Raw genomic sequence first — 22,624 nt, forward strand, 5'->3', positions numbered from 1 at the left:
CACCCTCCCGCGGCCGGCCGGACCTGTCGATGACCTCTGAGGTCAGGTCAGGCCGACGACGACCGGGACGGCGCCCAGGGCCGCCGCCAGGACGAGTGCCGCCTTGTCGAGCCTCGACCACTCGGCCGGCTCCGCCCACGTACGGTCGTGCGCCGTCGCGAACCCGCGAGCATCCATCGCGATGGACGCCGTGGAGGCTCCGCGCAACGCCTGCACCAGCAGCGCGAACGACATGTTGGCGACGTACGGCCCGTTGCTGAAGGGATTGCGGGTCGCGCCGAACCCGCGCGCGCGACGCACGCGATCGAGCTGCTGCCAGGCGAGGTGGAAGCCCATGAACCGCTGCAGAGCCGCGGAGAACGCGGCGGCCATCCGCGCCGGCAGACGGAGGGACTGGGCCAGGTAGTCGCCGAGCCGGGCCGGGTCGAGATAGCCGAGCATGACCGAGCCCGGCCACGCCAGCACGAGGATGCGCAGCCCCGCAGTGATTGCCTCGCGCTCGTCGTGGCCGCCCAGGCGCCAGGTCGAGTAGACGATCGTGACGGCCGCGACGGCTGACAGCGCGAGGCACAGGAGCGGGTAGCGCCACCCCGGGAGGAAGAGCAGGGCCGCCACGGCGTACGCGCCGACGGCCCAGCTCGCGATCGTCAGGTCACGGACGAACCAGGAGCCGACCAGCGAGAACAGGCCGAAGGCGAACAGCACCAAGGGGTTGAGCCGGAGCACGAGCGACCTCATGCGATCGCCCCGGCGGCCATGCGGACCTCGACGTCGCGAGGCAGCTCGGCATCGTGCGTCGACACGCCGACCGTTGCGCCCGCCGCCGCCGAGGCAGCGATCCAACCCGCGACCGCGGCCCACGTAACCGGATCCTGGCCGACGGTCGGCTCGTCGAGCAGGACGAGTCCCGGTCGGTGCGCGAGTGCCGCCGCGATGGCGAGCCGGCGCTGCTCGCCTCCGGAGAGGCGATACGGGTTGCTGGGGGCGAACCGCGCCAGCCCGAAGACCTCGAGGACGCGCTCGACGTCGACCGAGGTGCCGAGTCGACGAGCCGTGTGCCCGACCTCGTCGGCGACCGTACGGGTGAGGAACCCGTGCTCGGGATTCTGCGGCACCCATCCCATCGCGGCGGCGAGCTCCCGGGACCTCTTCCTGCGCAGATCGGGGGTGACGACGCCGTCGACGACCGCGATCAGACCGCCCGCGACGCCGAGGGCCGTGGACTTGCCCGCGCCGCTGGGCCCGGTCAACGCGGTCACGGAGCCCGGGTCCAGTGACGCCGTGACGTCGTGCAGCGCCCGCGTCCGCTGCGCTCCGCGGAGGGTGCGCAGGACGAGGTCGACCGACACCCCGTCCAGGGTGACGGTCGGGGCCGGCCCCGCGGGTCGCACGAGATCGGTCGGGACGTCGAGCGGCTCGGGCGTACGCATGCCGGGCGACCAGACCCCGGGCGGCGGGGGCCCGGCGAGGAAGCCGGCGACGTCGCCGTCGGACACCACCTCCCCGCCCGGCGACAGCACGACGACGCGGTCGACGTGCTCGAGCCATGGCTCGATGTGGTGCTCGACGACGATCATCGTGCGTCCGCGAGCCCCGGCGACGATCGCGTCCCGGACCGTGGCTGCGGTCGACGCGTCCAGCATCGCCGTCGGCTCGTCGAGCAGCAGCACGTCGGGCTCGAGCGCGAGGACCCCCGCCAGGGCAAGGCGCTGCTGCTCCCCGCCGGACAGCGCGCCGGTCGGGTGGTCCCGGCCGTACGGCAGGCCGACCGACGACAACGCACAGTCGACCCGCCGCCAGATCTCGTCGCGGTCGAGCCGCAGGTTCTCGAGCCCGAACGCGACGTCACGGCCGAGGTGCTCGGCGACCACGGCGTCGGCCGGGTTCTGCAGGAGCAGCCCGATCCGTCCGTCGACCGACGCCGTGCCGGACAGCTCACCCGCGATGCTCGCACCGAGGGCGCCGGCCAGTCCCAGCAGGATCGTCGACTTGCCGGACCCGCTCGGGCCGACGAGCAGCACACGCTCGCCGGCTCCGACGGTCAGGTCGAGACCGGCCACCACCGGGTCGCGGCGGCCGAGTGGCTTCCAGGTGAAGCCATCAAGACGGGCCTCACCCCGTGCCACGAGCTAGACCTCGACGGCCTGCTCGCGACCCGGTCCGAAGGCGTCCAGCACACCGGTACGGGCCAGGGCCCGGATCAGGAAGTAGGTGCCGACGCCGGCGATGACGATGCCCGAGAGGCCGAAGAATCCCAGGTGGGCCAGCTTGTAGCCGAAGCCCCAGTCCGGGTAGTACGACGACCACTCGTAGACCGCCTCGAAGGACGCGGCGACGAGGCCGGCGAGTGCCGCGACGACGACGCCGAAGCGGCGGTAGAACAACAGCAGGAAGACGAGCTCGGCGCCCAGTCCCTGCCAGAAACCGGAGGCCAGCGTGCTGAAGCCCCACTGGTTGCCGCCGATCACGACGAGCGAGACCGCAGCGGCGATCACCTCGGTCGCGAGTGCCGCGCCGGGCTTGCGGACGATCAGGCCTCCGGCGACGCCGGCGGTCAGCCAGACGCCGGCGAGCAGCGCCGAGCTGGGCGGGTAGCCGAAGACCGCCAGGTCGCTCAGCGGCTCGTACGCCTTGTTCCACCCCCAGAAGATGACGCCGAAGGCGACACCGAGGGTGGCGATGGTGACCAGGTCGATCGTGCGGTAGTGCACGTCGAACCCGTTCTTGGACGTGGTTGCAGAACTCATCGTGACTCCCTTCGCCGGTACTAACCGGTGCAGGTTCAAGGGTCTGCGGCTGATCCGCACTCTCAGCGCCCTCTGCGTGGCGCTCCCCTGTCTTGGTGAACTCGACTCTACCGCGCCTGCTAGCGGCCCGTGAGCCGGTCGCCCAGCCGCGCGAGCCGACTCGGCCGGGCGAGGCCCTTGCCCTCCCGACGGTCGGCCTCGCGGTAGAGCCCGTACATCGCGCGTACGCCCAGCCACCGGAACGGCTCGGGCTCCCACCTGCGTACGCCACGGTTGACCCAGGGCAGGCGCACGAGGTCGGAGTCGCGGCCCAGCACGAGATCCGCGAGGGTCTGGCCGGCGAGGTTGGTCGTCGTGAGCCCGCTGCCGACGTAGCCGCCGGCCCAGCCGAGACCCGTCGAGGCATCGAACGTGACGCTCGCGCACCAGTCGCGAGGCACGCCGAGCACGCCGCACCAGGCGTGGTCGATGCGAGCGTCACGCGTCGCGGGGAACATCCCGTGCAGGATCCCGGTGAGCGACTCGACGGTCCAGTCCTGGGTGCGTCCGTCGACGTCGGTGCGTGAGCCGAAGCGATAGGGGATGCCGCGGCCGCCCAGCGCGATGCGTCCGTCGGCGGTGCGCTGGGCGTAGCAGTACGCGTTCGCGTTGTCGCCGAGCAGCTCGGCGCCCTGCCAGCCGATGGCGTCCCAGACCTCGGCCGGCAACGGCTCCGTCGCGATCATCGCCGAGTTCATCGGCAACCAGGTGCGCCGTTGCCCGGCGATGCCGGCGGTGTAGCCCTCGAGGCACCGCAGGATGTAGCCGGCCCGGACGACCCCGCGCTCGGTCGTGACGGCGCCGGGCTCGATGCTCGTGGCGCGGGTCTGCTCGAGGATCCGCACGCCCCGACGCTCCACCGCCGCCGCGATCCCGGTCACCAGCCGGGCCGGCTGCACCCGGGCGCAGTGCGGGCTGAAGGTGGCCCCCAAGGCACCCTCGACCTGCAGCCGCTCGCCCAGCTCCGCTGCCGTGAGCTCGCGCTGGTGGCTCTCGCCGATGCCCCACGACCGGTCGGCCAGCAGGCCCTCGTGCATTCGCTTGAGCTGGGCCCGGGAGCGCGCGACGTACAGCACCCCGTCCTTGACGATCTGGGCGTCGACGCCCTCGGTCCGGCACACCTCGATGACCTCGTCGACGGCCAGCTCCATCGACCTCACGAGGGCCTGCACGCCGTCGCGGCCGTGCGTCGCGGCGTACCGCTCCTTGCTGCCCGAGAGCTCCGCGGACAGCCAGCCGCCGTTGCGGCCCGACGCGCCGTAGCCGGCGAACTCGGCCTCGAGCACCACGATGTCGAGGCCCGGATCGAGAGCCGACAGGTAGTACGCCGTCCAGAGCCCCGTGAGCCCGCCACCGACGATGCAGACGTCACACGCCAGGTCGCCGTCGAGCCCGGGCCGCGGCTCCGGGAGGCCGATCTGCTTCCACCAGAACGAGACGCCGCCGTTGATCACGCCTCCATGCTCGCACCCGACGTGGCTGGCGTGGCAGGTATCCGGCGGGTCGAGCCGACCCGTCGCCACCGGGCGTACGACACAATGTGCGCATGTCCGTGCGCACACCTGATCCCAATCCGGGCTGGCTCCCGGACTTCGCCCTCGACGAGACCCGGGCCCGGGTCCCGATCCTGTACGTCGAGGCCGTGCCGGTCCGCATCAACGCCCTGGGCCAGGTCGAGTCGATCGGCATCCTGCTTCGCGGCTCCTCGACCACCGGCGTCATGACCCGGACGCTCGTGTCGGGCCGGGTCATGCACGGCGAGTCCGTGCGGGAGGCGCTGCTGCGCAACCTCGCCAAGGACCTCGGGCCCACCGCGTTCCCCCAGCTGCCCGCCTCGACCGTGCCGTTCTCGGTCGCCGAGTACTTCCCGCTGCCCGGGGTGTCGACGCTCTACGACCCGAGACAGCACGCGGTGTCGCTCGCGTACGTCGTGCCGGTCAGCGGTGAGTGCAACCCGCGGCAGGACGCGCTCGAGCTCACGTGGCTCACTCCGGAGGAGGCGGCCGACCCCGAGGTGCTCAACGACATGGAGGGCGGCCGCGGCGCGCTGCTCAAGGAAGCCCTCGCGTCGGTCGGCGCCCTCCCCCAGTGAGCGGTGACCCTGCGTCCACCCAGCCAGCCGAGCGGTGACCCTGCGTCCACTACCTGAGCCGTTCTGGACGCCACGTCACCGCCCCCGGCGGAAGGAGTAGTCTGAATCCTGAGACGATTCGTATCAGGATGTGGACAATGGCCGATCTGCGGGTGCCCAACCGCTGGCTCATGCTCGGGGTCTCGATGCTCGGCCAGATCGCCGGGACGATCTACGTCAACGGTGCACCGTTCCTGATCCCGTACCTCCACCTCGAGCGCGGCCTGAGCCTCGTCGAGGCCGGCGCCATCGCTGCCGCTCCGCTGACCGGCACGATGTTCACGCTCGTGGCCTGGGGGGCCATCGTCGACCGCATCGGCGAGCGGGCGTCCATGACCGCCGGGCTCGTCGTCGTGACGATCGGCGCCCTCGGCGCGAGCCAGAGCGACTCCCTCGTCGGCCTCGGCCTGTGGTTCCTGGTAGGCGGGGTCGGCGCCGGCAGCACCAACTCCGCCAGCGGGCGGGTCGTCGTCGGCTGGTTCCCCGCCCACCGCCGCGGCACGGCGATGGGCATCCGGCAGACGGGTCTCCCGCTCGGGGTCGGCCTCGCCGCCCTGCTCGTCCCCAACGTCGTCGAGGCCGACGGCCTGGCCACGACCCTGCTCCTGATCGCCGGCATCACCGCGGCAGCGACGGTGCTCTGCGCGCTGCTCATCGTCGATCCCCCGAGACCGACCCGCAGCGAGGCGGCGGACCTCGGCCACCTCGCGAATCCGTACGCCCGCGACTCACGCCTCTGGCGCATCCACCTCGCGTCGGCGCTGCTCGTGATCCCCCAGTTCACGGTCTGGACCTACATGCTGGTGTGGCTCATCGACGACAAGGGCTGGTCGACGTTCGGCGCCAGCGCTCTGGTCGCGTCGACCCAGCTGCTGGGCGCCGCAGGCCGCATCGGCGCCGGCTGGTGGTCCGACCGGGTCGGCAGCCGGCTCGGTCCCATGCGTACGGTCGCGGTCGCCGCGGCCGCCACGATGCTCTCGCTCGGGCTGCTGTCCGGCACCCCGTTGGCCATCGCCCTCATCATCATCGCCACCGCAGTTACCGTCGCCGACAACGGACTGGCGTTCACCGCCGTGGCCGAGATCGGCGGGCCGTACTGGTCCGGTCGCGCGATGGGGGTGCAGAACACCGGCCAGTACATCGCCTCGGCCCTGGTGCCGCCGTTCGTCGGAGCCATGGTGGCCGGACGCGGCTACGGCTTCGCGTTCGCCGTCGTCGCGGTGTTCCCCCTGCTCGCGATTCCCCTGGTCCCCGTGCGCGGTGAGCGGTCTCAGCGCCCCGTGTGACGTAGGCCGCATGGTCCGTGCTTTGGCTGGCCTTACTGCGCATCATGGTTACTGACGGGTTAATGTCAGCCGTACTGTCACGGTCAAACGCTGTTCCGGGGAAAGGGCTCCCATGCGTGTCGTCGCCATAGTCGTGTCGCTTGCCATCACCGCCGTCGCGGTGGCTCTGGCGGTGAAGGCCGTGCAGGACATGGTCGCGGTCATTCGCAAGGGCCGGCCCGCCGTCGGTCGCACCGACAACAAGGGTGCGCGCTGGGCCAACATGTTCAAGGAGACGCTGGGCCACACCCGCATGCTCCAGTGGACGTGGATCGGCATCATGCACTGGTTCGTGTTCGCCGGCTTCATCTTCCTGAGCTCGATGGTCCTCGGCGCCTACTTCCAGGTCTTCGACGCGCACCAGGCCTTGCCGATCATCGGCCACTGGGTCATCTACGAGTGGCCGGCCGAGCTCCTGTCCTGGCTGACGCTCATCGGCATCGTGTGGCTCATCGCGGTCCGGCAGAAGAACCACCCCCGCAGCCAAGGCCGCAAGTCCCGCTTCTTCGGCTCGACGTTCTGGCAGGCGTACTTCGTCGAGACCATCATCTTCCTGGTCGTCCTGTGCGGCTTCGCGCTGCGCACCATGGAGTACGCCCTCGAGAAGCTCCACGGCGCCGACGACCTGAAGTTCCACTACCCGATGACGTTCTTCCTCGGCGACCTGTGGGACGGCGTCAGCGAAGGCACGCTGGAGACGCTCGTCTACACCGTCGCGATGATCAAGATCGTCATCTCCATGACGTGGCTCATCACGATCGCCCGCAACATCACGATGGGTGTCGCGTGGCACCGCTTCACCGCGTGGTTCAACATCTGGTTCAAGCGCGAGTCGGACGGGTCCACCGCTCTGGGCGGCCTCAAGCCGGTCTACATCAACGGCAAGGCCCTCGACATGGAGGCGCTCGAGGAGCTCGAGGAGGAGGACTTCGAGAAGCTCGGCGTCGGCAAGGTCGAGGACTTCGAGTGGAAGGGCATCCTCGACTTCACGACCTGCACCGAGTGCGGTCGCTGCCAAAGCCAGTGCCCCGCCTGGAACACCGAGAAGCCGCTGTCGCCCAAGCTGCTCATGATGGGCCTGCGCGACCACGCGTACGCCAAGCTGCCGCTGCTCGACCAGGACGAGTCGACGCTCACCGATGAGCAGAAGACCGAGCTCGAGCGCCCGCTGATCGGCAACGCCGAGGCGTACGGCGTCATCGACCCCGACGTGCTGTGGTCGTGCACGAACTGCGGCGCCTGCGTGCAGCAGTGCCCCGTCGACATCGAGCACGTCGACCACATCGACGACATGCGCCGCTTCCAGGTGCTCGTCGAGTCCAACTTCCCGGCCGAGCTCAACAACATCTTCAAGGGCCTCGAGCGCAAGGGGAACCCGTGGGGCATGGACCCCAAGGGCCGGATGGACTGGGCCAAGAAGCTCGACTTCGAGGTCAAGCAGGTCGGCGTCGACGTCGAGGACCTCGACGAGGTCGAGTGGCTGTTCTGGGTCGGCTGCGCCGGCGCGTTCGAGGACCGGGCCAAGAAGACGACGCAGGCCGTCGCCGAGCTGCTCGACATGGCCGGCGTGACGTTCGCCGTGCTCGGCGACGGTGAGACGTGCACGGGCGACCCCGCCCGCCGGGCCGGCAACGAGATCGTCTTCCAGCAGCTCGCGATGCAGAACGCGGAGGTCTTCAAGGAGACCAAGGTCAAGAAGGTCGTCTCGACGTGCGCGCACTGCTTCAACACGCTCAAGAACGAGTACGCCGAGTTCGGCGTCGAGCTCGAGGTCGTGCACCACACGCAGCTGCTCAACCGCCTCGTGCGCGAGGGCAAGCTCACCCCGGTCGCGCCGACCGCGGAGACCGAGACCAAGAAGATCACCTACCACGACCCGTGCTTCCTGGGCCGGCACAACCAGGTCTACGAGCCGCCGCGTGAGCTGCTCAGCGTCATCCCCGGTGCCGAGCTCACCGAGATGCCGCGCAACTCCGAGAAGTCCTTCTGCTGTGGCGCCGGCGGTGCCCGTATGTGGATGGAGGAGACCCTCGGCTCGCGCATCAACGTCAACCGCACCGAGGAGGCCATCGCGACCGGTGCCGACCAGATCGCGGTCGGCTGCCCGTTCTGCCGGGTCATGCTCTCCGACGGCCTGACCCTCAAGCAGTCCGAGGGCGCGGCCCGCGAGGAGGTCGAGGTGCTCGACGTCGCGCAGATGCTGCTCGCCGGCGTCAAACGCGCCCCTTCGGCCGACGACGTCGACGCGGTCGTTGCCGAGGCGGAGGCTGCAACGGCGGCAGAGGCCGAGGCCGCGACGGAGTCGCCGGGCGGCCCGTCGTCCGGCTCCGGCGGCCCCGACAAGGTCACCGATGTCGACAAGGCTGCTGCCGCGGCGCACAACATCGACGTCGACGAAGACGGATCCCGTACGGGCGACGCTCCCGAGGCGCGTTCGGACGACAACGCCCCGGCGACCCCCGAGCCGGAGCCTGCCGAGGCGCCCGAGCCAGAGGCCAAGGCCGACCCGGCGGAGGAGGCCGAGCCCGACGCGGAGGACAAGTCCGACGACTCGATCACCAAGACCGAGGACGCAGGTCCGGCGGCGAAGGCGACCGAGACGGTCGACGACGACGAGACGCCGGCCGAGGAGAAGCCGGTCGAGGACAAGGCAGACGACACGCCGCCTGAGACCGCGGAGGCCAAGGACGACGACGGGTCGGACGAGCCCGCCGACGACCGCGAGGCCAGCGAGAAGGAGAAGGCGGCCTGGGCCAACGTCGGACCGGTCAACACCGACGACGCCCCGCCCGCTGAGGAGAAGCCGGCAGAGCCCGCCGAGGAATCGCCGGCCGAGGAGAAGCCGGTCGAGGCCAAGGCCGACGACACGTCCGACGAGCCCACCGAAGCCAAGGCCGACGACACGTCGGACGAGCCCACCGAGGCCAGAGCCGACGACACGTCGGACGAGCCCGCCGACGACCGCGACGCCAGCGAGAAGGAGAAGGCTGCCTGGGCCAACGTCGGACCGGTCAACACCGACCTGACTCCGGACGACAGCGTGCCGGCGGCCAGCCCCTCGTCCGACAACTCCGACGACTCCGACGACTCCGAGGACTCCGAGGACGACTCCACGCCGGCTGAGCCGGTCGACGAGGCGTCGGACGACAAGGATCCGGGCGACACGACCGATCCCGAGACCGAGTCCGTGCCGCAGGAGTCCGACGACGAGCCGGAGGTCCCGGCGACCAAGGAGCCGGACCAGATGCCCGGCGAGGAGGTCACCGACGTGCCCGCCGACAGCGAGCCCGCGCCGGTCGAGGAGGACGCCCGCGACGAGGAGGCGGGGATCATCCCCGTCGAGGACGCCGAGTCGACGGCCGATCCGGTCTCCGAGGACAGCGCTCCGCTCTCCGAGGCCAACCCCAGCGGCGCCGACCTCAGCAAGGCGGCCGGTGGCGAGACCGCGTCGCAGGACGGCTCGAACCAGGACGACGAGGACGAGACGCCCAAGTCGTAGCTCCATGACTCGTTGCCCGTGCCTGAGCGGTCTGACGTACGACGCCTGCTGCGGTCCGCTGCACGCAGGTGCGTCCGTCGCGCAGACGGCCGAGCAGCTCATGCGGTCGCGCTACAGCGCGTTCGCGGTGGGTGACGCCGGCTACCTCGTGGCCACGTGGCACCCGAGCACTCGGCCGGGCACGCTCGAGCTCGACGCCGACCGGCGCTGGTACCGGCTCGACGTGCTCCGAACCGAGCGCGGCGGCCCGTTCGACACCGAGGGCGCCGTGGAGTTCCGGGCCTACCACCGGTCCGCCGACGGCAAGGGCAGCCAGCACGAGGTCAGCCGGTTCGTCCGCGAGGACGGCCGGTGGCTGTACGTCGACGGCGTCGGCTGAGCGCCGAGCCCCATGGGGGAAAGCTGCGGCTCAGACCACGGCAGCAACGAGGGGTACGCCAGGGCGATAGGCGAGGTGGACGTACGACGGCGCGTTGAGCACCGCGTAGTCGGCCTTGGCGCCGACGGACAGGTGGCCCACGTCGTCACGCCGCAGCGACGCGGCGCCGCCTCGGGTGGCGGACCACAGCGCCTCACGCGGGCTCATGCCCATGTCGCGCACGGCAACGGCGATGCAGAACGGCATCGACGAGGTGTAGGAGCTGCCGGGGTTGCAGTCCGTCGCCAGCGAGACGGTGACTCCGGCGTCGATCAGCCGACGCGCGTCGGGATAGGGCTGCCGCGTGGAGAACTCGACTCCCGGCAGCAGGCCCGCGACCGTGCCCGACCCGGCGAGCGCCTCGACGTCGTCGTCGGTGAGGTAGGTGCAGTGGTCGGCCGCGGCGGCACCGAGCTCGACCGCGAGCTGCACGCCTGGGCCGTGGCGCAGCTGGTTGGCGTGGACACGCGGCAGGAGGCCGGCGGCGATCCCGGCCTCGAGCACCGCGCGGGCCTCGTCCTCGCCGAACGCCCCGTCCTCGCAGAACACGTCGATCCAGCGGGCGTGCGGCGCACACGCCTCGAGCATCGGCCCGGTCACCAGCTCGACGTACGCCGCGGCGTCTGTCCCCTCGGGCACGACGTGGGCGCCGAGGAACGTCGTCTCGTCGGTGAAGCCGCGGGCGATCGCGAGCGACCTCGCCTCATCGAGCACCGTGAGCCCGTAGCCGCTCTTGATCTCGGCGGTCGTCGTGCCCTGCGCGCGCATCTCCGCGAGGTGGCGTGCGACGGTGGCGGCGAGCAGCTCGTCGGGCGCGGCCCGCGTGGCGGCGACCGTCGTGCGGATGCCTCCGGCGGCGTACGGCTCACCGGTCATCCGCGCCTCGAACTCGGCGGAGCGGTCGCCGGCGAACACCAGGTGCGTGTGCGAGTCGACGAAGCCGGGGATCACGGCGGCGCCGGCGACGTCGCTCGACGTGTCGGCGGCCGGGGCGTCGCGGCGGTGACCGAACCACGAGATGCGCCCGCCCTCGACGACGAACGCGGCGTCGTGCATGACCGGCCGGTCCGCGTCCCACGTGACGAGCTCGCCCACGTTGGTGACGAGGTGCGCGGTCACGTGCGGCTCCAGCACGCGTCGACCGCGGCCTGCAGGTCTCGCGCGACCTCGGACCTCGAGCCCGTCGGGACGACGTCCTCCGCGCTCGCCGCCCAGAGCACCTCGCCGACGCCCGCCGTGCGTACGGACTCGCCGATCTCGATCGACTCGCCGACGCCGAACCCCAGCGACTCGTGACCCGTCGTGCTCGCAGCCACCCAGAGCTGCTCGGCGGTCCACGCACCGCGTGCGCCCGTGGCCAACCGGTGGTGCATCTCGACGGCACGCGCCTCGGCGAACATGTCGATCACGGTATTGCTGTCCGACCCCAGTGTCAGCCTCGCCCCGGCCTCCCGGAGGGCGACGCTCGGTCCGATGCCGTCGGCGAGCTCGGCCTCGGTGGTCGGGCAGAAGCACGCGTACGCCCGGGCGGCACCAAGCATTGTGATGTCGTCCGGCGTGAGGTGCGTGGCGTGGACCGCGGTCGTGCGCGCGGACCACACCGCGGCCTCGGCGAGCAGCGCCACCGGCGTCAGGCCCGTGGCGGCGAGGCACTCGGTGTTCTCCGCCGGCTGCTCCGAGACGTGGACGTGGAGCGGCGCGTCGGGCAGCGCCGCCGCGACCGTCGAGAGCTGCTCTCGCGGCACCGCGCGCACGGAGTGGATCGCCGCGCCGATCACGACGTCGTCCTCATCGGCGTGCCGCCTCGAGAGGTCCGCCACCCGCGAGGCCCACGCCTCGGCGTCCCCGTCGCTGAACCTCACCTGCACGCCCTCCGGCGCGCGACCGAAGCCCGCCGCGAGGTAGCAGGTGTCGAGCAGCGCGATCCGCACGCCGGCCTCGCGCGCAGCCGCGATCAGCGCCTCGCCCATCGCGTTGGCGTCGTCGTACGTCCCGCCGTCGGGACGGTGGTGCACGTAGTGGAACTCGCCGACGCTGCGGATGCCGGCGAGGTGCATCTCGGCGTACGTGGCGCGGGCCAGGTCGAACAGCAGGTCGGGATCCAGGACCCGGGCGATCGCGTACATCCGGTCCCGCCAGCTCCAGAAGGAGTCGGCGCCGGTGATCCGGCCCCGCAGGGCGCGGTGGAACACGTGGCTGTGGCAGTTGGCGAACGCCGGGACGGTCGTCATGCGAGGGCACGCACCACGGCGGTCAGCGCCTCGACACCGGCATCGCAGTCGGTGTCCTCCGCGTGCTCGTCGGGTGAGTGCGACACCCCCGTCGGGTTGCGGACGAACAGCATCGCGGTCGGCACGTGCGGGCTCAGCACGCCCGCGTCGTGCCCGGCGCCGGTCGGCAGGACCGGCGCGTCGAGCAGGCCCGCCAGCCGGTCCCGCAGGGGCACGTCGAACTCCACGGCTGGACTGACCGACTCCGTCGTCAGTGTCACGGTGGTGTGGTCCAGGTCCGCTGCTGCCCGGGCCTGGTGCACGAGGTTCTCGACGAGCCGGTCCAGCTCGGCCTCGTCCGCCGCCCGGGCGTCGAGCCACGCCCGCACCCGGGACGGGATCGCGTTGGTGCCGCCGGGCTCGACCTCGAGACGCCCGAACGTCGCCCGCGCGCCGGCGTCGAGGGCCAGCCGGCGCGACGCCAGGACCGTCGCGGCGTACGCCTGCATGGGATCGCGACGGTCGGCCATCTCGGTCGCCCCGGCGTGGTTGGCCTCGCCGCAGAAGTCGAGCCGCCAGCGGCCGTGCGGCCAGATCGCGGTGGCGACGCCGACCGCCGCCTCGGAGTGCACCAGCGACCGACCCTGCTCGACGTGCAGCTCGACGAACGTGCCGATGCGGTCGAGCAGGTCGGTACGTCCGACGGCGCGCGGGTCGCGACCGCGGGCGGTCAGCACCTCGGCCAGGGTCAGGCCCTCGCGGTCCTTGAGGCCCAAGGCCTTCTCGGCCGGCAGGCCGCCGGTGACGAGCTGTGAGCCCGCGCAGGCGATGCCGAAGCGGGCACCCTCCTCGTCCGCGAAATTGGCCACGACCACCGGCCGGGAGGGCGCGAAACCGTCGGCGCGGAGCCGGTCGACGGCCGCGAACGAGGACACGACGCCGAGCGGCCCGTCGTACGCTCCACCGTCGGGCACCGAGTCGAGGTGCGAGCCGATCATCAGGGCGTCGTCGCCGGCGCCCCACCAAGCCAGCTGGTTGCCGTTGCCGTCCTCGACGAGCTCCATCCCGCGAGCCGCGGCCTCGCCCGCAAACCACTCGCGCAGCTGCATGTCGGCGTCGTTCCACGCGTACCGGCGGTAGCCGCCCGTGCGTGGGTCGCGCCCGATGTGCGCGATGTCGTCGAGCATCAGCCCTCCAGCATCGGCACGCGGAGACCGCGCTCCCGGGCGACCTCCGCGGCGCGGTCGTAGCCGGCGTCGACGTGGCGCATGACCCCCGTGCCGGGATCGTTGACCAGGACCCGCTCGATCTTCTGCGCGGCCAGGTCCGTGCCATCGGCCACGATGACCTGGCCGGCGTGGATCGACCGGCCGATGCCGACGCCACCGCCGTGATGGATCGACACCCAGGTCGCACCGGACGCGGTGTTGAGCAAGGCGTTGAGCAGCGGCCAGTCGGCGATCGCGTCGGACCCGTCGGCCATCGACTCGGTCTCGCGGTAGGGCGAGGCGACCGAGCCGGAGTCGAGGTGGTCGCGGCCGATCACGACCGGGGCGCTGAGCTCGCCGGAAGCCACCATCTCGTTGAAGCGCAGCCCGGCACGATGGCGTTCCTGGTAGCCCAGCCAGCAGATGCGGGCCGGCAGCCCCTCGAAGTGCACCTTCTCCTGCGCCTTGGTGATCCAGCGCGCCAAGTGCTCGTCCTCGGGGAACAGCTCGAGGATCGCCCGGTCGGTCGCGGCGATGTCGGCCGGGTCGCCGGAGAGCGCGGCCCAGCGGAAGGGCCCCTTGCCCTCGCAGAACAGCGGGCGGATGTAGGCCGGGACGAAGCCGGGGAAGTCGAAGGCGCGCTCGAACCCGCCGAGGCGGGCCTCCTCGCGGATCGAGTTGCCGTAGTCGAACACCTCGGCGCCGGCGTCCATGAAGCCGACCATCGCGCGTACGTGCTTGGCCATCGAGAGGCGGGCCCGGTCGGTGAACCCGGCCGGGTCACGCTCGGCCTCGGCGTGCCAGTCGGCGACCGAGATGCCCTCGGGCAGGTAGCTCAGCGGGTCGTGGGCACTGGTCTGGTCGGTCACGACGTCGATCGGGACACCGCGCTCGAGCAGCTCGGTGAACACCGTGGCGGCGTTCCCGACGATGCCGACCGACAGCGCCCGGCGCTCCTGCTTGGCGGCGACCGCGCGGTCGACCGCCTCGTCGAGATCGGTCCAGTACTCGTCGAGGTAGCCGTGCTTGACCCGCCGCTCCAGTCGGGACTCGTCGACGTCGACGACCAGCGCGGCACCGTCGTTCATCGTCACCGCCAGAGGCTGCGCACCGCCCATGCCGCCGGCCCCGCCGGTCAGCGTCAGCGTGCCGGCGAGGGTGCCGCCGAACCTCTTGCGGGCGACCGCGCCGAAGGTCTCGTACGTGCCCTGGAGGATGCCCTGGGTCCCGATGTAGATCCACGAACCGGCCGTCATCTGGCCGTACATCGTGAGGCCCTCGGCCTCGAGCTTGCGGAACTCCGGCCACGTCGCCCAGTCGCCGACGAGGTTGGAGTTGGCGATGAGCACCCGCGGTGCCCACTCGTGCGTGCGGAAGACCCCGACGGGCTTGCCGGACTGCACCAGCAACGTCTCGTCGTCCGCCAGTGTCTCGAGCGTGCGGACGATCGCGTCGTACGCTGCCCAGCTCCGCGCCGCGCGACCCGTGCCGCCGTAGACGACGAGGTCGTCGGGGCGCTCGGCGACCTCGGGGTCGAGGTTGTTCATCAGCATGCGCATCGGCGCCTCGGTCTGCCACGACCTCGCGGTCAGGGTCGAGCCGTGTGCAGCGCGGACGGTGGGTCGGTTCATGACGGATCTCCAGCTCGTGCGTGGGCGGCGGCCAGGAGCGAACCGTCACGGACAAGCTCCGTGGCGGCCTCCAGGTCCGGTGACAGGTGGCGGTCGGGTCCCGGCCCGGCGACCCGCGAGCGCAGCACGGCGATCGCCGCACCTGTCGCGGCCGATGGTTCGAGCGGCGCCCGCAGGTCGATGCCGCGAGCGGCAGTGAGGATCTCGACCGCCAGCACCCGGGTCAGCAGGTCGACCGAGGTCCGCAGCTTGCGCGCCGCGGACCAGCCCATCGACACGTGATCCTCCTGCATCGCGCTCGACGGGATCGAGTCGACGCTGGCGGGTGCGGCGAGCCGCTTGAGCTCGGAGACCATGGCGGCCTGGGTGTACTGCGCGATCATGTGCCCCGAGTCGACGCCCGGGTCGTCGGCGAGGAACGGCGGAAGTCCTTGGCTGCGGGTCACGTCGAGGAACCGGTCCGTACGTCGTTCGCTCATGCTCGCGACGTCGGCGACGGGGATCGCGAGGAAGTCCAGCACGTACGCCAACGGCGCGCCGTGGAAGTTGCCGTGCGACTCGATCCGACCGTCGTCGAGCACTGACGGGTTGTCGATCGCCGCCGCCAGCTCGCGGCCGGCGACCGTCGCCGCGTGCTCGAGGGTGTCGCGCGCCGCGCCGTGCACCTGCGGGGCGCAGCGCAACGAGTACGCGTCCTGGACCCGCCCATCGCCGTGCCGGTGGCTCGCGACGATCGGTGAGCCGGCGAGCAGCGCAGCCATGTGCGCCGCCGAGGCGGCCTGGCCGGGATGCGGGCGCAACGCCTGCAGGTCGGCGGCGAGCACCCGGTCCGTCGCCATCAGGCCCTCGATGCTCATGGCTGCGGCGAGGTCGGCGGTGTCGAGGAGGCGCCGGAGGTCGTGCAGCGCCAGCACCAGCATGCCGAGCATCCCGTCGGTCCCGTTGATGAGCGCGAGGCCTTCCTTCTCGGCGAGCTCGACCGGCTGCAGCCCGTGCGCATCGAGCGCCTCGGCCGCCGGTCCCACCACACCGTGGTCATCGACCTCGCCCTCGCCCATGACCGCGAGCGCGCAGTGCGAGAGCGGCGCGAGGTCTCCCGAGCAGCCGAGGCTGCCGTACTCGCGCACCACTGGGGTCAGGCCGGCGTTGAGCATCGACGCGTACGCCTCGGCGGTCTCGAGCCGCACGCCGGTGTGCCCGCTCGCCAAGGTCGACAGCCGCAGGAGCATCAGCGCGCGCACGACCTCGTCCTCGACGCGCGGCCCGGTGCCGGCGGCGTGCGAGCGGATCAGGCTCTTCTGCAGCTGCGTGCGCAGCCCGGGCTCGATGTGCCGGGTGGCGAGCGCGCCGAACCCGGTCGAGATCCCGTATACCGGCACGTCCGCCGCGGCCAGCTCGTCGACGTACGCACGAGACCGCTTGATCGCGTCCCGGGCATCCGGGCTCAGCTCGACCGTCGCCCCGTGCCGCGCCACGCGCACGACGTCCTCGGGCGCGATCGCGCCCACTCCCACGGTCACCTGTGCCATGCCTCCATTGCACGCCCGGGCGCCGCGCCGCACCAGTGCCCACGCGGTCGAACCATCTCGGATACGAGACAATGTGGAGATGAGCCGGTCCGTTCCCGCAGCCACTGCCGCGCTGCGCGTGCTGCGCTTCCTGTCGGGCCAGCCGGTGCCGGTCCCGGCGAGCCGCATCGCCGGCGCGCTGGACCTGCCGCGCTCCTCGGCGTACCACCTGCTCACCGCGATGGCCGACGAGGACTTCGTCGTCCACTACCCCGAGGACCGGACGTGGGGCATCGGCATCGCCGCCTGGGAGGTCGGCCACGGCTTCGCCCAGCAGGAGCCCCTGGCCCGCCTGGCCCGGATGCCGCTGGCTCGGCTCGTCGACCGGGTCGGCCAGTCGGCCCACCTCGTCGTGCTGCACGGGGCCGACGTCCTGTACGTCATCGAGGAGCGCGCACCCGGCCGCCCGCCGCTCGTCACCGATGTCGGCGTACGCCTGCCGGCGCACCTCACCGCCTCGGGCCGCGCGATCCTCGCGTCGCTCCCCGGCCGCCAGGTCACGGCGCTCTATCCCGGCAAGGACGCGTTCACGACCCGCACGGACGCCGGACCACGATCGCCCACCGAGCTGCGCCGGCTGCTGGCGACCACGCGGCAACGTGGCTACGCGACCGAGGACGGCGAGGTCACCGCGGGGTTCGCCTCGATCGCAGCACCCATCAACGCCGGCACGATCCATGCCGCGGTCGCGGTGACGTGGGAGAGCAGCCAGGCCGGCGGCGACCTCGTCGACGACGTCCGTGCGACGGCGGCGGAGATCGCTCGGCGTCTCCGCCGCACGTGAGCCCTACGATGTGACCGACGCCCATCCGGGCACCCGACGAGAGGACACCACGTGAGCTGGACACTGCACGGAGACGGCACGTCGATCGCCGAGGGTGACTTCGTCCGGCCCGGCGAGCGGCTCTCGTGGCCCCGCACGATCGGGTTCGGCGGCCAGCACGTCGTCGCGATGTTCGGTGCGACGTTCCTGGTCCCCCTGCTCACGGGGTTCCCGCCCACCACGACCCTGTTCTTCTCGGGCGTCGGCACGATCCTGTTCCTGGTGCTGACCGGCAACCGGCTGCCGAGCTACCTCGGCTCGTCCTTCGCATTCATCGCCCCGATCCAGGCCTCGATGCAGTCCGACGACATGGGCGCGGCCCTGTTCGGGCTCGTCGTGACCGGCCTGCTGCTCGCGGCAGTCGGCGCCGTCGTGACGTTGACCGGCACGGGCTGGATCGAGGCCCTCATGCCTCCGGTCGTCACCGGCGCGATCGTGGCGCTGATCGGGCTCAACCTGTCCGGGGTCGCGACGACCAACTACGCCACCTCGCCGTGGATCGCGACCATCACCCTCGCCGCCATCATCGTCATCGCCGTGGCGTTCCGCGGGCTGGTCGCCCGGCTGTCGATCCTGATCGGGGTCGCCGTCGGCTACGCGGCAGCCGGCATCGGCGGGTTGCTCGACTTCGACGCCGTCGGTGACGCGGACTGGATCGGCCTCCCCGACTTCACCTCGCCGAACGTGACGTGGTCGGTCGTCCCGATGTTCCTCCCGGTCGTGCTCGTGCTGGTCGCCGAGAACGTCGGGCACGTCCGCAGCGTCGCGCACCTGACGGAGGACCCGTCGCTCAACCGCAAGACCGGACCGGCCCTGCTCGCCGACGGCCTGGCCACCACGATCGCCGGCATGGGCGGCGGCTCGGCCACCACGACGTACGGCGAGAACATCGGTGTCATGACCGCGACCCGCGTCTTCTCGACCGCGGCCTACTGGGTCGCAGCGATCGTCGCCATCGTGCTCGGCCTCTCCCCGAAGTTCGGCGCGCTGCTCAACACGATCCCGTCCGGGGTGCTGGGCGGGGTGACCGTCGCGCTCTACGGCCTGATCGGGCTCATCGGCGTCAAGATCTGGATGGACAACCACGTCGACTTCTCGCAGCCGATCAACCAGTACCCGGCGGCCGTGGCGCTCGTCATCGGCATCGGCAACCTCACGCTGAGCGCCGGCGACATGACGTTCACGGGCATCGCCCTCGGCACGATTGCCGCCATCGTCGTCTACCACGCGATGCGCATCATCCAGCGGCTCCGCGGCTGATCCGAGGCCCGCCGGGGCGGGCCGGAACGTGACCCGGACCGCACGTGACTCGTTGGGTTGCTCACCGGTATGAATCAGGAGCTCCCATGCGACCCAGCCGTCCCCTTCTCGCCGTCGCCGCCGCGGCCATGGTGTCCGCCGCGCTGGTCACCGCCCCCGGCGGCGCGCAGGCCGCTCCCGCCGTCACGGTGACGCCGCTGCACTTCAAGGTCCAGGTCGGGCCGACCGGCTCCGAGGTGTGCGACGTCGTGGGCGACCTCTACACGCCCTCCACGGCGACACCCACCACGCGCGTCCCGGCGATCCTCACGACGAACGGGTTCGGCGGGTCCAAGGACGACCAGGCCGGCATCGGTCGCACGTTCGCGGAGCGCGGGTACGCCGTGCTGAGCTACTCGGGCCTCGGGTTCGGGGGCTCGGGGTGCAAGATCACGCTCGACGACCCCGACTGGGACGGCAAGGCCGCGAGCCAGCTCGTCAGCTATCTGGGCGGCAAGGCCGGCATCGCGTTCACCGACGCCAAGCATACCCAGCCCGCTCCGGTTCTCGACGTCGTGCAGCGCGACGCCAAGGACCACACCGGCCGCGCGGTCGCCAACGACCCGCGGGTCGGCATGGTCGGCGGATCGTACGGCGGTCAGGTCCAGTTCGCCGCCGCCTCGATCGACAAGCGGATCGACACGATCATCCCGGTCATCACGTGGAGCGACCTGTCGTACTCGCTCTCCCCCAACAACACCTCCCAGACCACGGGCGTCCAGACCTCGACGCCCGGTGCCGCCAAGCTGGTCTGGGCTCTTGGCTTCTCGGGGATCGGGATCGCCGACGGCGTCGCGAACGCCGGCGGCGATCCCGAGCGGCTCGTGGGCTGCCCCAACTTCGCGTTCTTCGTGTGCCCCGCCCTCGTCACGGCCGCCGCGACCGGCACGGTCGACCCGGCGACGACCGCCGCGCTGCGGCGCGCCTCGGTCAGCAGCTATGTCAGCAAGGTGACGGTGCCGACGCTCGTCATCCAGGGCCAGAACGACACGCTGTTCAACCTCAACGAGGGCATCGCCAACTACCGCGCCCTGCAGGACCAGGGCACGCCGACCAAGATGATCTGGATCAGCGGCGGCCACTCCGGGGCGAATGCTCCGGGCGAGTTCAGCTTCTCCGCGCCCGATCCCGCGAGCGAGCACGTGACCCGGCGGGCGGCCGACTGGCTCGACCACTACCTCAAGGGCTCGTCCGTCGGCACCGGCCCGGAGTTCGCCTACTTCCGCGACTGGGTGCCCTACACCGGGATCGCCACGCCGGCGTACGGCTCGGCGTCGACCTACCCCGTCGGGACGGCCACCCGTTACCACCTTTCCGGCACAGCGCTCACGACGAATGCAACCGGCCTCACCGCTGGCACGCAGACGTTCCTCACCCCGCCTGCGGGTCTGCCGACGTCGACCGACCCGCTGGACGTCGTCGGCGACATGGTCTCGCTCCCCGAGGTCGACGTGCCCGGCACGACGGCTGCCTGGACCACGGCACCCCTGACCTCGAAGGTCGACGTCGTCGGCTCGCCGAGCCTTCGGCTGCAGGTCTCCTCGCCGACCGCGGCCCTGACCCAGGGCCTCGGGCCGACCGGCCAGCTCGTGGTGTTCGTCAAGGTCCTCGACGTCGACCCGGCCGGCAAGGCGAGGTTGATCAACAACCTCGTCGCACCCGTGCGGGTCCCGGACGTGAACAAGCCGTTCACGGTGACGCTGCCCGCGATCGCGCACCGCTTCGGCCAAGGACACCGGCTCCGGCTCATGGTGACCGGCGGATCGACGAACTATCGCGGAGGGCTGACGCCCAACACCGTGAGCATCACGACAGGCAGCTCCGCACAGGTGCTGACGCTCCCCGTCGTCAAGTGATCCCCAGCCTTGAGCCTGCCGGAAGGGCGTCCTTCCGACAGGCTCGAGGCGTTGGTTCGGCTCAGGCGTCGCGCTTGCGCAGCAGGTACCAGGCGATCGCCACCAGGACCGCCGACTCCAGGGCGAACACCCCGAAGCCGGGCCACGCGCCCATGAGGTCGGGGTTGAACGAGACCGGCGTCGCGATCTCGCCGCCGGCGTTGCCGGGCATGATCTTGGTGATGAAGTCGCCGAGCTCGCCCGGGATCAGCAGCACCATGTTGCCCACGACGAACACGAGGCCGAGCACGATCGAGATCGCTGCGGCGGTGTGCCGGACGATGAAGCCGACGGCCAGTGAGAACAGGGCGAGCCCCGCCATGAAGAGCCCGCTGCCGTACATCGCGCGGGCCACGTCACCCTCGAGCGCCAGGCCGATGCCCTCGCGGTCGAGGAAGTAGTTGCCGCCGAAGTAGCCGAGCAGCGCGGTCAGGGTCCCGGCCACGAACATGACACCTGTGACGACGACTGCCTTGGCCGCCAGCACGCGGCCCCGGGCCGGAGTCGCAGCCAGCGTCGTCCGGATCATCCCGGTGCCATACTCCGAGGTCACCGCGAGGACGCCGACGATGACGGCGCACACCTGGGCGATCATCAGGCCCCACGTGATGAACGAGCCGGGCGACTCGTCCGCGTCATCGGCCGCGAGCCACTCGGCGTTGCCCCAGCACATCAGGGTCGTCAGCCCGGCCCCGACGACCACGAGTGCCACGAGGGTCCACCACGTCGACCGGACGCTCCAGAGCTTGCTCCACTCCGACCGCACCGTGTGGCCGAAGCCCGCCTGCTCGACGCGGGCATCGTGCGCCGTCGTCTGCTCCAGCATCTTCGCGCTCATCAGCGGCCACCTGCCTTGATCTCGTCCGCGGCCTTGGCGTGGTACTCCACGCTGTCGGCCGTCAGGGTCATGAACGCGTCCTCGAGCGAGGAGCGAACCAGCGTCAGCTCGTGCAGGAGCAGGCCCTTGCCGCCCACCAGCTCACCGACCGCCGGGGCGTCGAGACCCTGGACCCGCAGCTCGTCGCCGACGCGGTTGACCTCGAGTCCCCGGCCGACGAGGAGCGCCTCGACATCCGTGGACCGCGGAGCCTTCACGCGCACGTACGACGCCGCGTGGTCGGCCATGAACTGTTGCATCGAGCAGTCCGCGAGGATCGTGCCACGGCCGATCACGATGAGGTGGTCCGCCATCAGGGCCATCTCCGACATCAGGTGGCTCGAGACGAAGACCGTACGACCCTCGTCGGCCAGCTGACGGGCGAGCGAGCGCACCCAGCGGATGCCCTCGGGGTCGAGGCCGTTGACCGGCTCGTCGAGCACCACGACCGGCGGATCGCCGATCAGCGCTGCCGCGATGCCGAGTCGCTGACCCATGCCGAGGGAGAACCGGCCGGCTCGCTGTCCGGCGACCGTGTCGAGCCCGACCTGCTCCAGCACCTCACCGACGCGGGTCGTCGGGATGCCGTTGCTCGCCGCCATCCAGCGGAGGTGGTCCCGAGCCGAGCGGCCGGGGTGGATCGCGTGGGCCTCGAGCAGCGCACCGATCTCACGCAGCGGCGCCGGCGACGCGGCGTACCGGTGGCCGTTGACGGACACCGTGCCCTTGGTGGGTGCGTCGAGGCCCAGGATCATCCGCATCGTGGTGGACTTGCCGGCGCCGTTCGGGCCGAGGAAGCCGGTGACGCGGCCGGGCTCGACCGTGAAGTCGATGCCGTTGACGGCGATCTTGTCGCCGAAGGTCTTGGTGAGTCCCTGGGCGCGGATCATGCGAACCGCCGCCCGGTCGGTGTCGAAGCAGTGTTTGTCGAGGTCATGGCTCCACCCTCGTCGC

The 22,624-nt window shown here is 71.5% G+C and carries 18 protein-coding genes and 1 riboswitch; of the genes, 7 read left to right on the plus strand and 11 right to left on the minus strand.

All coding sequences use genetic code 11. The features are described from left to right. Positions 1-42: 42 nt before the first annotated feature. The 4 genes from AB0N22_RS11510 to AB0N22_RS11525 form a co-directional block, all read right to left on the minus strand. Positions 43-738: an energy-coupling factor transporter transmembrane component T gene (locus AB0N22_RS11510; protein WP_364639910.1), complete on the minus strand. Its 696-nt coding sequence runs from the start codon at positions 736-738 to the stop codon at positions 43-45. After that, entirely contained in the window at positions 735-2,126 is a 1,392-nt protein-coding gene (locus AB0N22_RS11515) for an ATP-binding cassette domain-containing protein (RefSeq protein WP_364639913.1), read from the minus strand. The genes AB0N22_RS11510 and AB0N22_RS11515 overlap by 4 nt, the downstream gene beginning before the upstream one ends. Positions 2,127-2,129: 3 nt before the next feature. Next, complete coding sequence (locus tag AB0N22_RS11520) at positions 2,130-2,747, minus strand: ECF transporter S component (protein ID WP_364639916.1); 618 nt, start codon at positions 2,745-2,747, stop codon at positions 2,130-2,132. Next, positions 2,737-2,846, minus strand: a riboswitch (TPP riboswitch). It overlaps the preceding gene by 11 nt. Positions 2,847-2,866: 20 nt before the next feature. Continuing rightward, a complete protein-coding gene (locus AB0N22_RS11525; protein WP_364639919.1) occupies positions 2,867-4,240 on the minus strand; it encodes an FAD-binding oxidoreductase in 1,374 nt (457 codons plus the stop codon). A 92-nt stretch (positions 4,241-4,332) separates the two neighbouring features. Here AB0N22_RS11525 and AB0N22_RS11530 point away from each other — a divergent pair, with 92 nt between their 5' ends. From AB0N22_RS11530 to AB0N22_RS11545, 4 genes are all read left to right on the plus strand, one after another. Then, on the plus strand, positions 4,333-4,878 hold the full coding sequence (locus AB0N22_RS11530) for an NUDIX hydrolase family protein (protein WP_364639922.1): 546 nt from the start codon (positions 4,333-4,335) through the stop codon (positions 4,876-4,878). A gap of 137 nt (positions 4,879-5,015) precedes the next feature. Then, on the plus strand, positions 5,016-6,203 hold the full coding sequence (locus tag AB0N22_RS11535; RefSeq protein WP_364639925.1) for an MFS transporter: 1,188 nt from the start codon (positions 5,016-5,018) through the stop codon (positions 6,201-6,203). Between the two features lie 112 nt (positions 6,204-6,315). Further along, positions 6,316-9,741, plus strand: coding sequence for a heterodisulfide reductase-related iron-sulfur binding cluster (locus AB0N22_RS11540; protein ID WP_364639928.1), 3,426 nt, complete (start codon positions 6,316-6,318; stop codon positions 9,739-9,741). A gap of 4 nt (positions 9,742-9,745) precedes the next feature. After that, positions 9,746-10,120 carry a YchJ family protein gene (locus AB0N22_RS11545; RefSeq protein ID WP_364639931.1) on the plus strand — a complete coding sequence of 125 codons (375 nt, stop codon included), beginning with the start codon at positions 9,746-9,748 and terminating at the stop codon, positions 10,118-10,120. Between the two features lie 30 nt (positions 10,121-10,150). Here the strand turns inward: AB0N22_RS11545 and hutI are convergent, their stop codons facing one another. Genes hutI through hutH form a run of 5 tightly spaced genes read right to left on the minus strand, consistent with a single transcriptional unit; the run spans position 10,151 to position 16,737 of the window. Continuing rightward, a complete protein-coding gene (gene hutI, locus AB0N22_RS11550) occupies positions 10,151-11,278 on the minus strand; it encodes an imidazolonepropionase (RefSeq protein WP_364639934.1) in 1,128 nt (375 codons plus the stop codon). After that, complete coding sequence (locus AB0N22_RS11555; protein WP_364639936.1) at positions 11,275-12,390, minus strand: formimidoylglutamate deiminase; 1,116 nt, start codon at positions 12,388-12,390, stop codon at positions 11,275-11,277. Before AB0N22_RS11555 ends, hutI begins: the two co-directional genes overlap by 4 nt. Beyond that, entirely contained in the window at positions 12,387-13,556 is a 1,170-nt protein-coding gene (locus AB0N22_RS11560; RefSeq protein WP_364639938.1) for an allantoate amidohydrolase, read from the minus strand. Before AB0N22_RS11560 ends, AB0N22_RS11555 begins: the two co-directional genes overlap by 4 nt. Beyond that, positions 13,556-15,208, minus strand: a complete 1,653-nt coding sequence (hutU, locus tag AB0N22_RS11565) for a urocanate hydratase (RefSeq protein ID WP_364639941.1) — start codon at positions 15,206-15,208, stop codon at positions 13,556-13,558. Before hutU ends, AB0N22_RS11560 begins: the two co-directional genes overlap by 1 nt. Continuing rightward, on the minus strand, positions 15,205-16,737 hold the full coding sequence (gene hutH, locus AB0N22_RS11570; protein WP_364639944.1) for a histidine ammonia-lyase: 1,533 nt from the start codon (positions 16,735-16,737) through the stop codon (positions 15,205-15,207). Before hutH ends, hutU begins: the two co-directional genes overlap by 4 nt. 79 nt (positions 16,738-16,816) lie before the next feature. Between hutH and AB0N22_RS11575 the strand changes: the two genes are divergently transcribed. The 3 genes from AB0N22_RS11575 to AB0N22_RS11585 all read left to right on the plus strand — a co-directional run bounded on the left by AB0N22_RS11575 (position 16,817) and on the right by AB0N22_RS11585 (position 20,754). Continuing rightward, the gene (locus AB0N22_RS11575; protein WP_364639947.1) at positions 16,817-17,560 is read left to right on the plus strand and encodes an IclR family transcriptional regulator; all 744 of its coding nucleotides are present in this window, start codon (positions 16,817-16,819) and stop codon (positions 17,558-17,560) included. A 51-nt stretch (positions 17,561-17,611) separates the two neighbouring features. Further along, positions 17,612-18,859 carry a solute carrier family 23 protein gene (locus tag AB0N22_RS11580; RefSeq protein ID WP_364639950.1) on the plus strand — a complete coding sequence of 416 codons (1,248 nt, stop codon included), beginning with the start codon at positions 17,612-17,614 and terminating at the stop codon, positions 18,857-18,859. Positions 18,860-18,945: 86 nt separating this feature from the next. Then, positions 18,946-20,754 carry a CocE/NonD family hydrolase gene (locus tag AB0N22_RS11585; RefSeq protein ID WP_364639953.1) on the plus strand — a complete coding sequence of 603 codons (1,809 nt, stop codon included), beginning with the start codon at positions 18,946-18,948 and terminating at the stop codon, positions 20,752-20,754. 61 nt (positions 20,755-20,815) lie between these two features. On the opposite strand, the gene AB0N22_RS11590 is transcribed toward AB0N22_RS11585, so the two are convergent. Further along, positions 20,816-21,631 (minus strand): ABC transporter permease, encoded by an 816-nt coding sequence (locus AB0N22_RS11590; RefSeq protein WP_364639956.1) that lies wholly within the window; start codon positions 21,629-21,631, stop codon positions 20,816-20,818. Continuing rightward, a complete protein-coding gene (locus AB0N22_RS11595) occupies positions 21,631-22,560 on the minus strand; it encodes an ATP-binding cassette domain-containing protein (protein ID WP_364639959.1) in 930 nt (309 codons plus the stop codon). The genes AB0N22_RS11590 and AB0N22_RS11595 overlap by 1 nt, the downstream gene beginning before the upstream one ends. Positions 22,561-22,624 lie beyond the last annotated feature (64 nt).

The organism is Aeromicrobium sp. NPDC092404, assembly GCF_040684095.1.
GTDB lineage: Bacteria > Actinomycetota > Actinomycetes > Propionibacteriales > Nocardioidaceae > Aeromicrobium.

Excerpts from the sequence above, each read along its gene's own strand:
- AB0N22_RS11590 (WP_364639956.1), bottom strand. The coding sequence starts at position 21,631 with ATGAGCGCGAAGATGCTGGAGCAGACGACGGCGCACGATGCCCGCGTC.
- AB0N22_RS11585 (WP_364639953.1), top strand. The coding sequence starts at position 18,946 with ATGCGACCCAGCCGTCCCCTTCTCGCCGTCGCCGCCGCGGCCATGGTG.
- AB0N22_RS11520 (WP_364639916.1), bottom strand. The coding sequence starts at position 2,747 with ATGAGTTCTGCAACCACGTCCAAGAACGGGTTCGACGTGCACTACCGC.
- AB0N22_RS11595 (WP_364639959.1), bottom strand. The coding sequence starts at position 22,560 with ATGATCCGCGCCCAGGGACTCACCAAGACCTTCGGCGACAAGATCGCC.
- AB0N22_RS11575 (WP_364639947.1), top strand. The coding sequence starts at position 16,817 with ATGAGCCGGTCCGTTCCCGCAGCCACTGCCGCGCTGCGCGTGCTGCGC.
- AB0N22_RS11555 (WP_364639936.1), bottom strand. The coding sequence starts at position 12,390 with ATGACGACCGTCCCGGCGTTCGCCAACTGCCACAGCCACGTGTTCCAC.
- AB0N22_RS11535 (WP_364639925.1), top strand. The coding sequence starts at position 5,016 with ATGGCCGATCTGCGGGTGCCCAACCGCTGGCTCATGCTCGGGGTCTCG.
- hutU (WP_364639941.1), bottom strand. The coding sequence starts at position 15,208 with ATGAACCGACCCACCGTCCGCGCTGCACACGGCTCGACCCTGACCGCG.
- AB0N22_RS11545 (WP_364639931.1), top strand. The coding sequence starts at position 9,746 with ATGACTCGTTGCCCGTGCCTGAGCGGTCTGACGTACGACGCCTGCTGC.
- AB0N22_RS11560 (WP_364639938.1), bottom strand. The coding sequence starts at position 13,556 with ATGCTCGACGACATCGCGCACATCGGGCGCGACCCACGCACGGGCGGC.
- AB0N22_RS11540 (WP_364639928.1), top strand. The coding sequence starts at position 6,316 with ATGCGTGTCGTCGCCATAGTCGTGTCGCTTGCCATCACCGCCGTCGCG.
- AB0N22_RS11530 (WP_364639922.1), top strand. The coding sequence starts at position 4,333 with ATGTCCGTGCGCACACCTGATCCCAATCCGGGCTGGCTCCCGGACTTC.
- AB0N22_RS11510 (WP_364639910.1), bottom strand. The coding sequence starts at position 738 with ATGAGGTCGCTCGTGCTCCGGCTCAACCCCTTGGTGCTGTTCGCCTTC.
- hutH (WP_364639944.1), bottom strand. The coding sequence starts at position 16,737 with ATGGCACAGGTGACCGTGGGAGTGGGCGCGATCGCGCCCGAGGACGTC.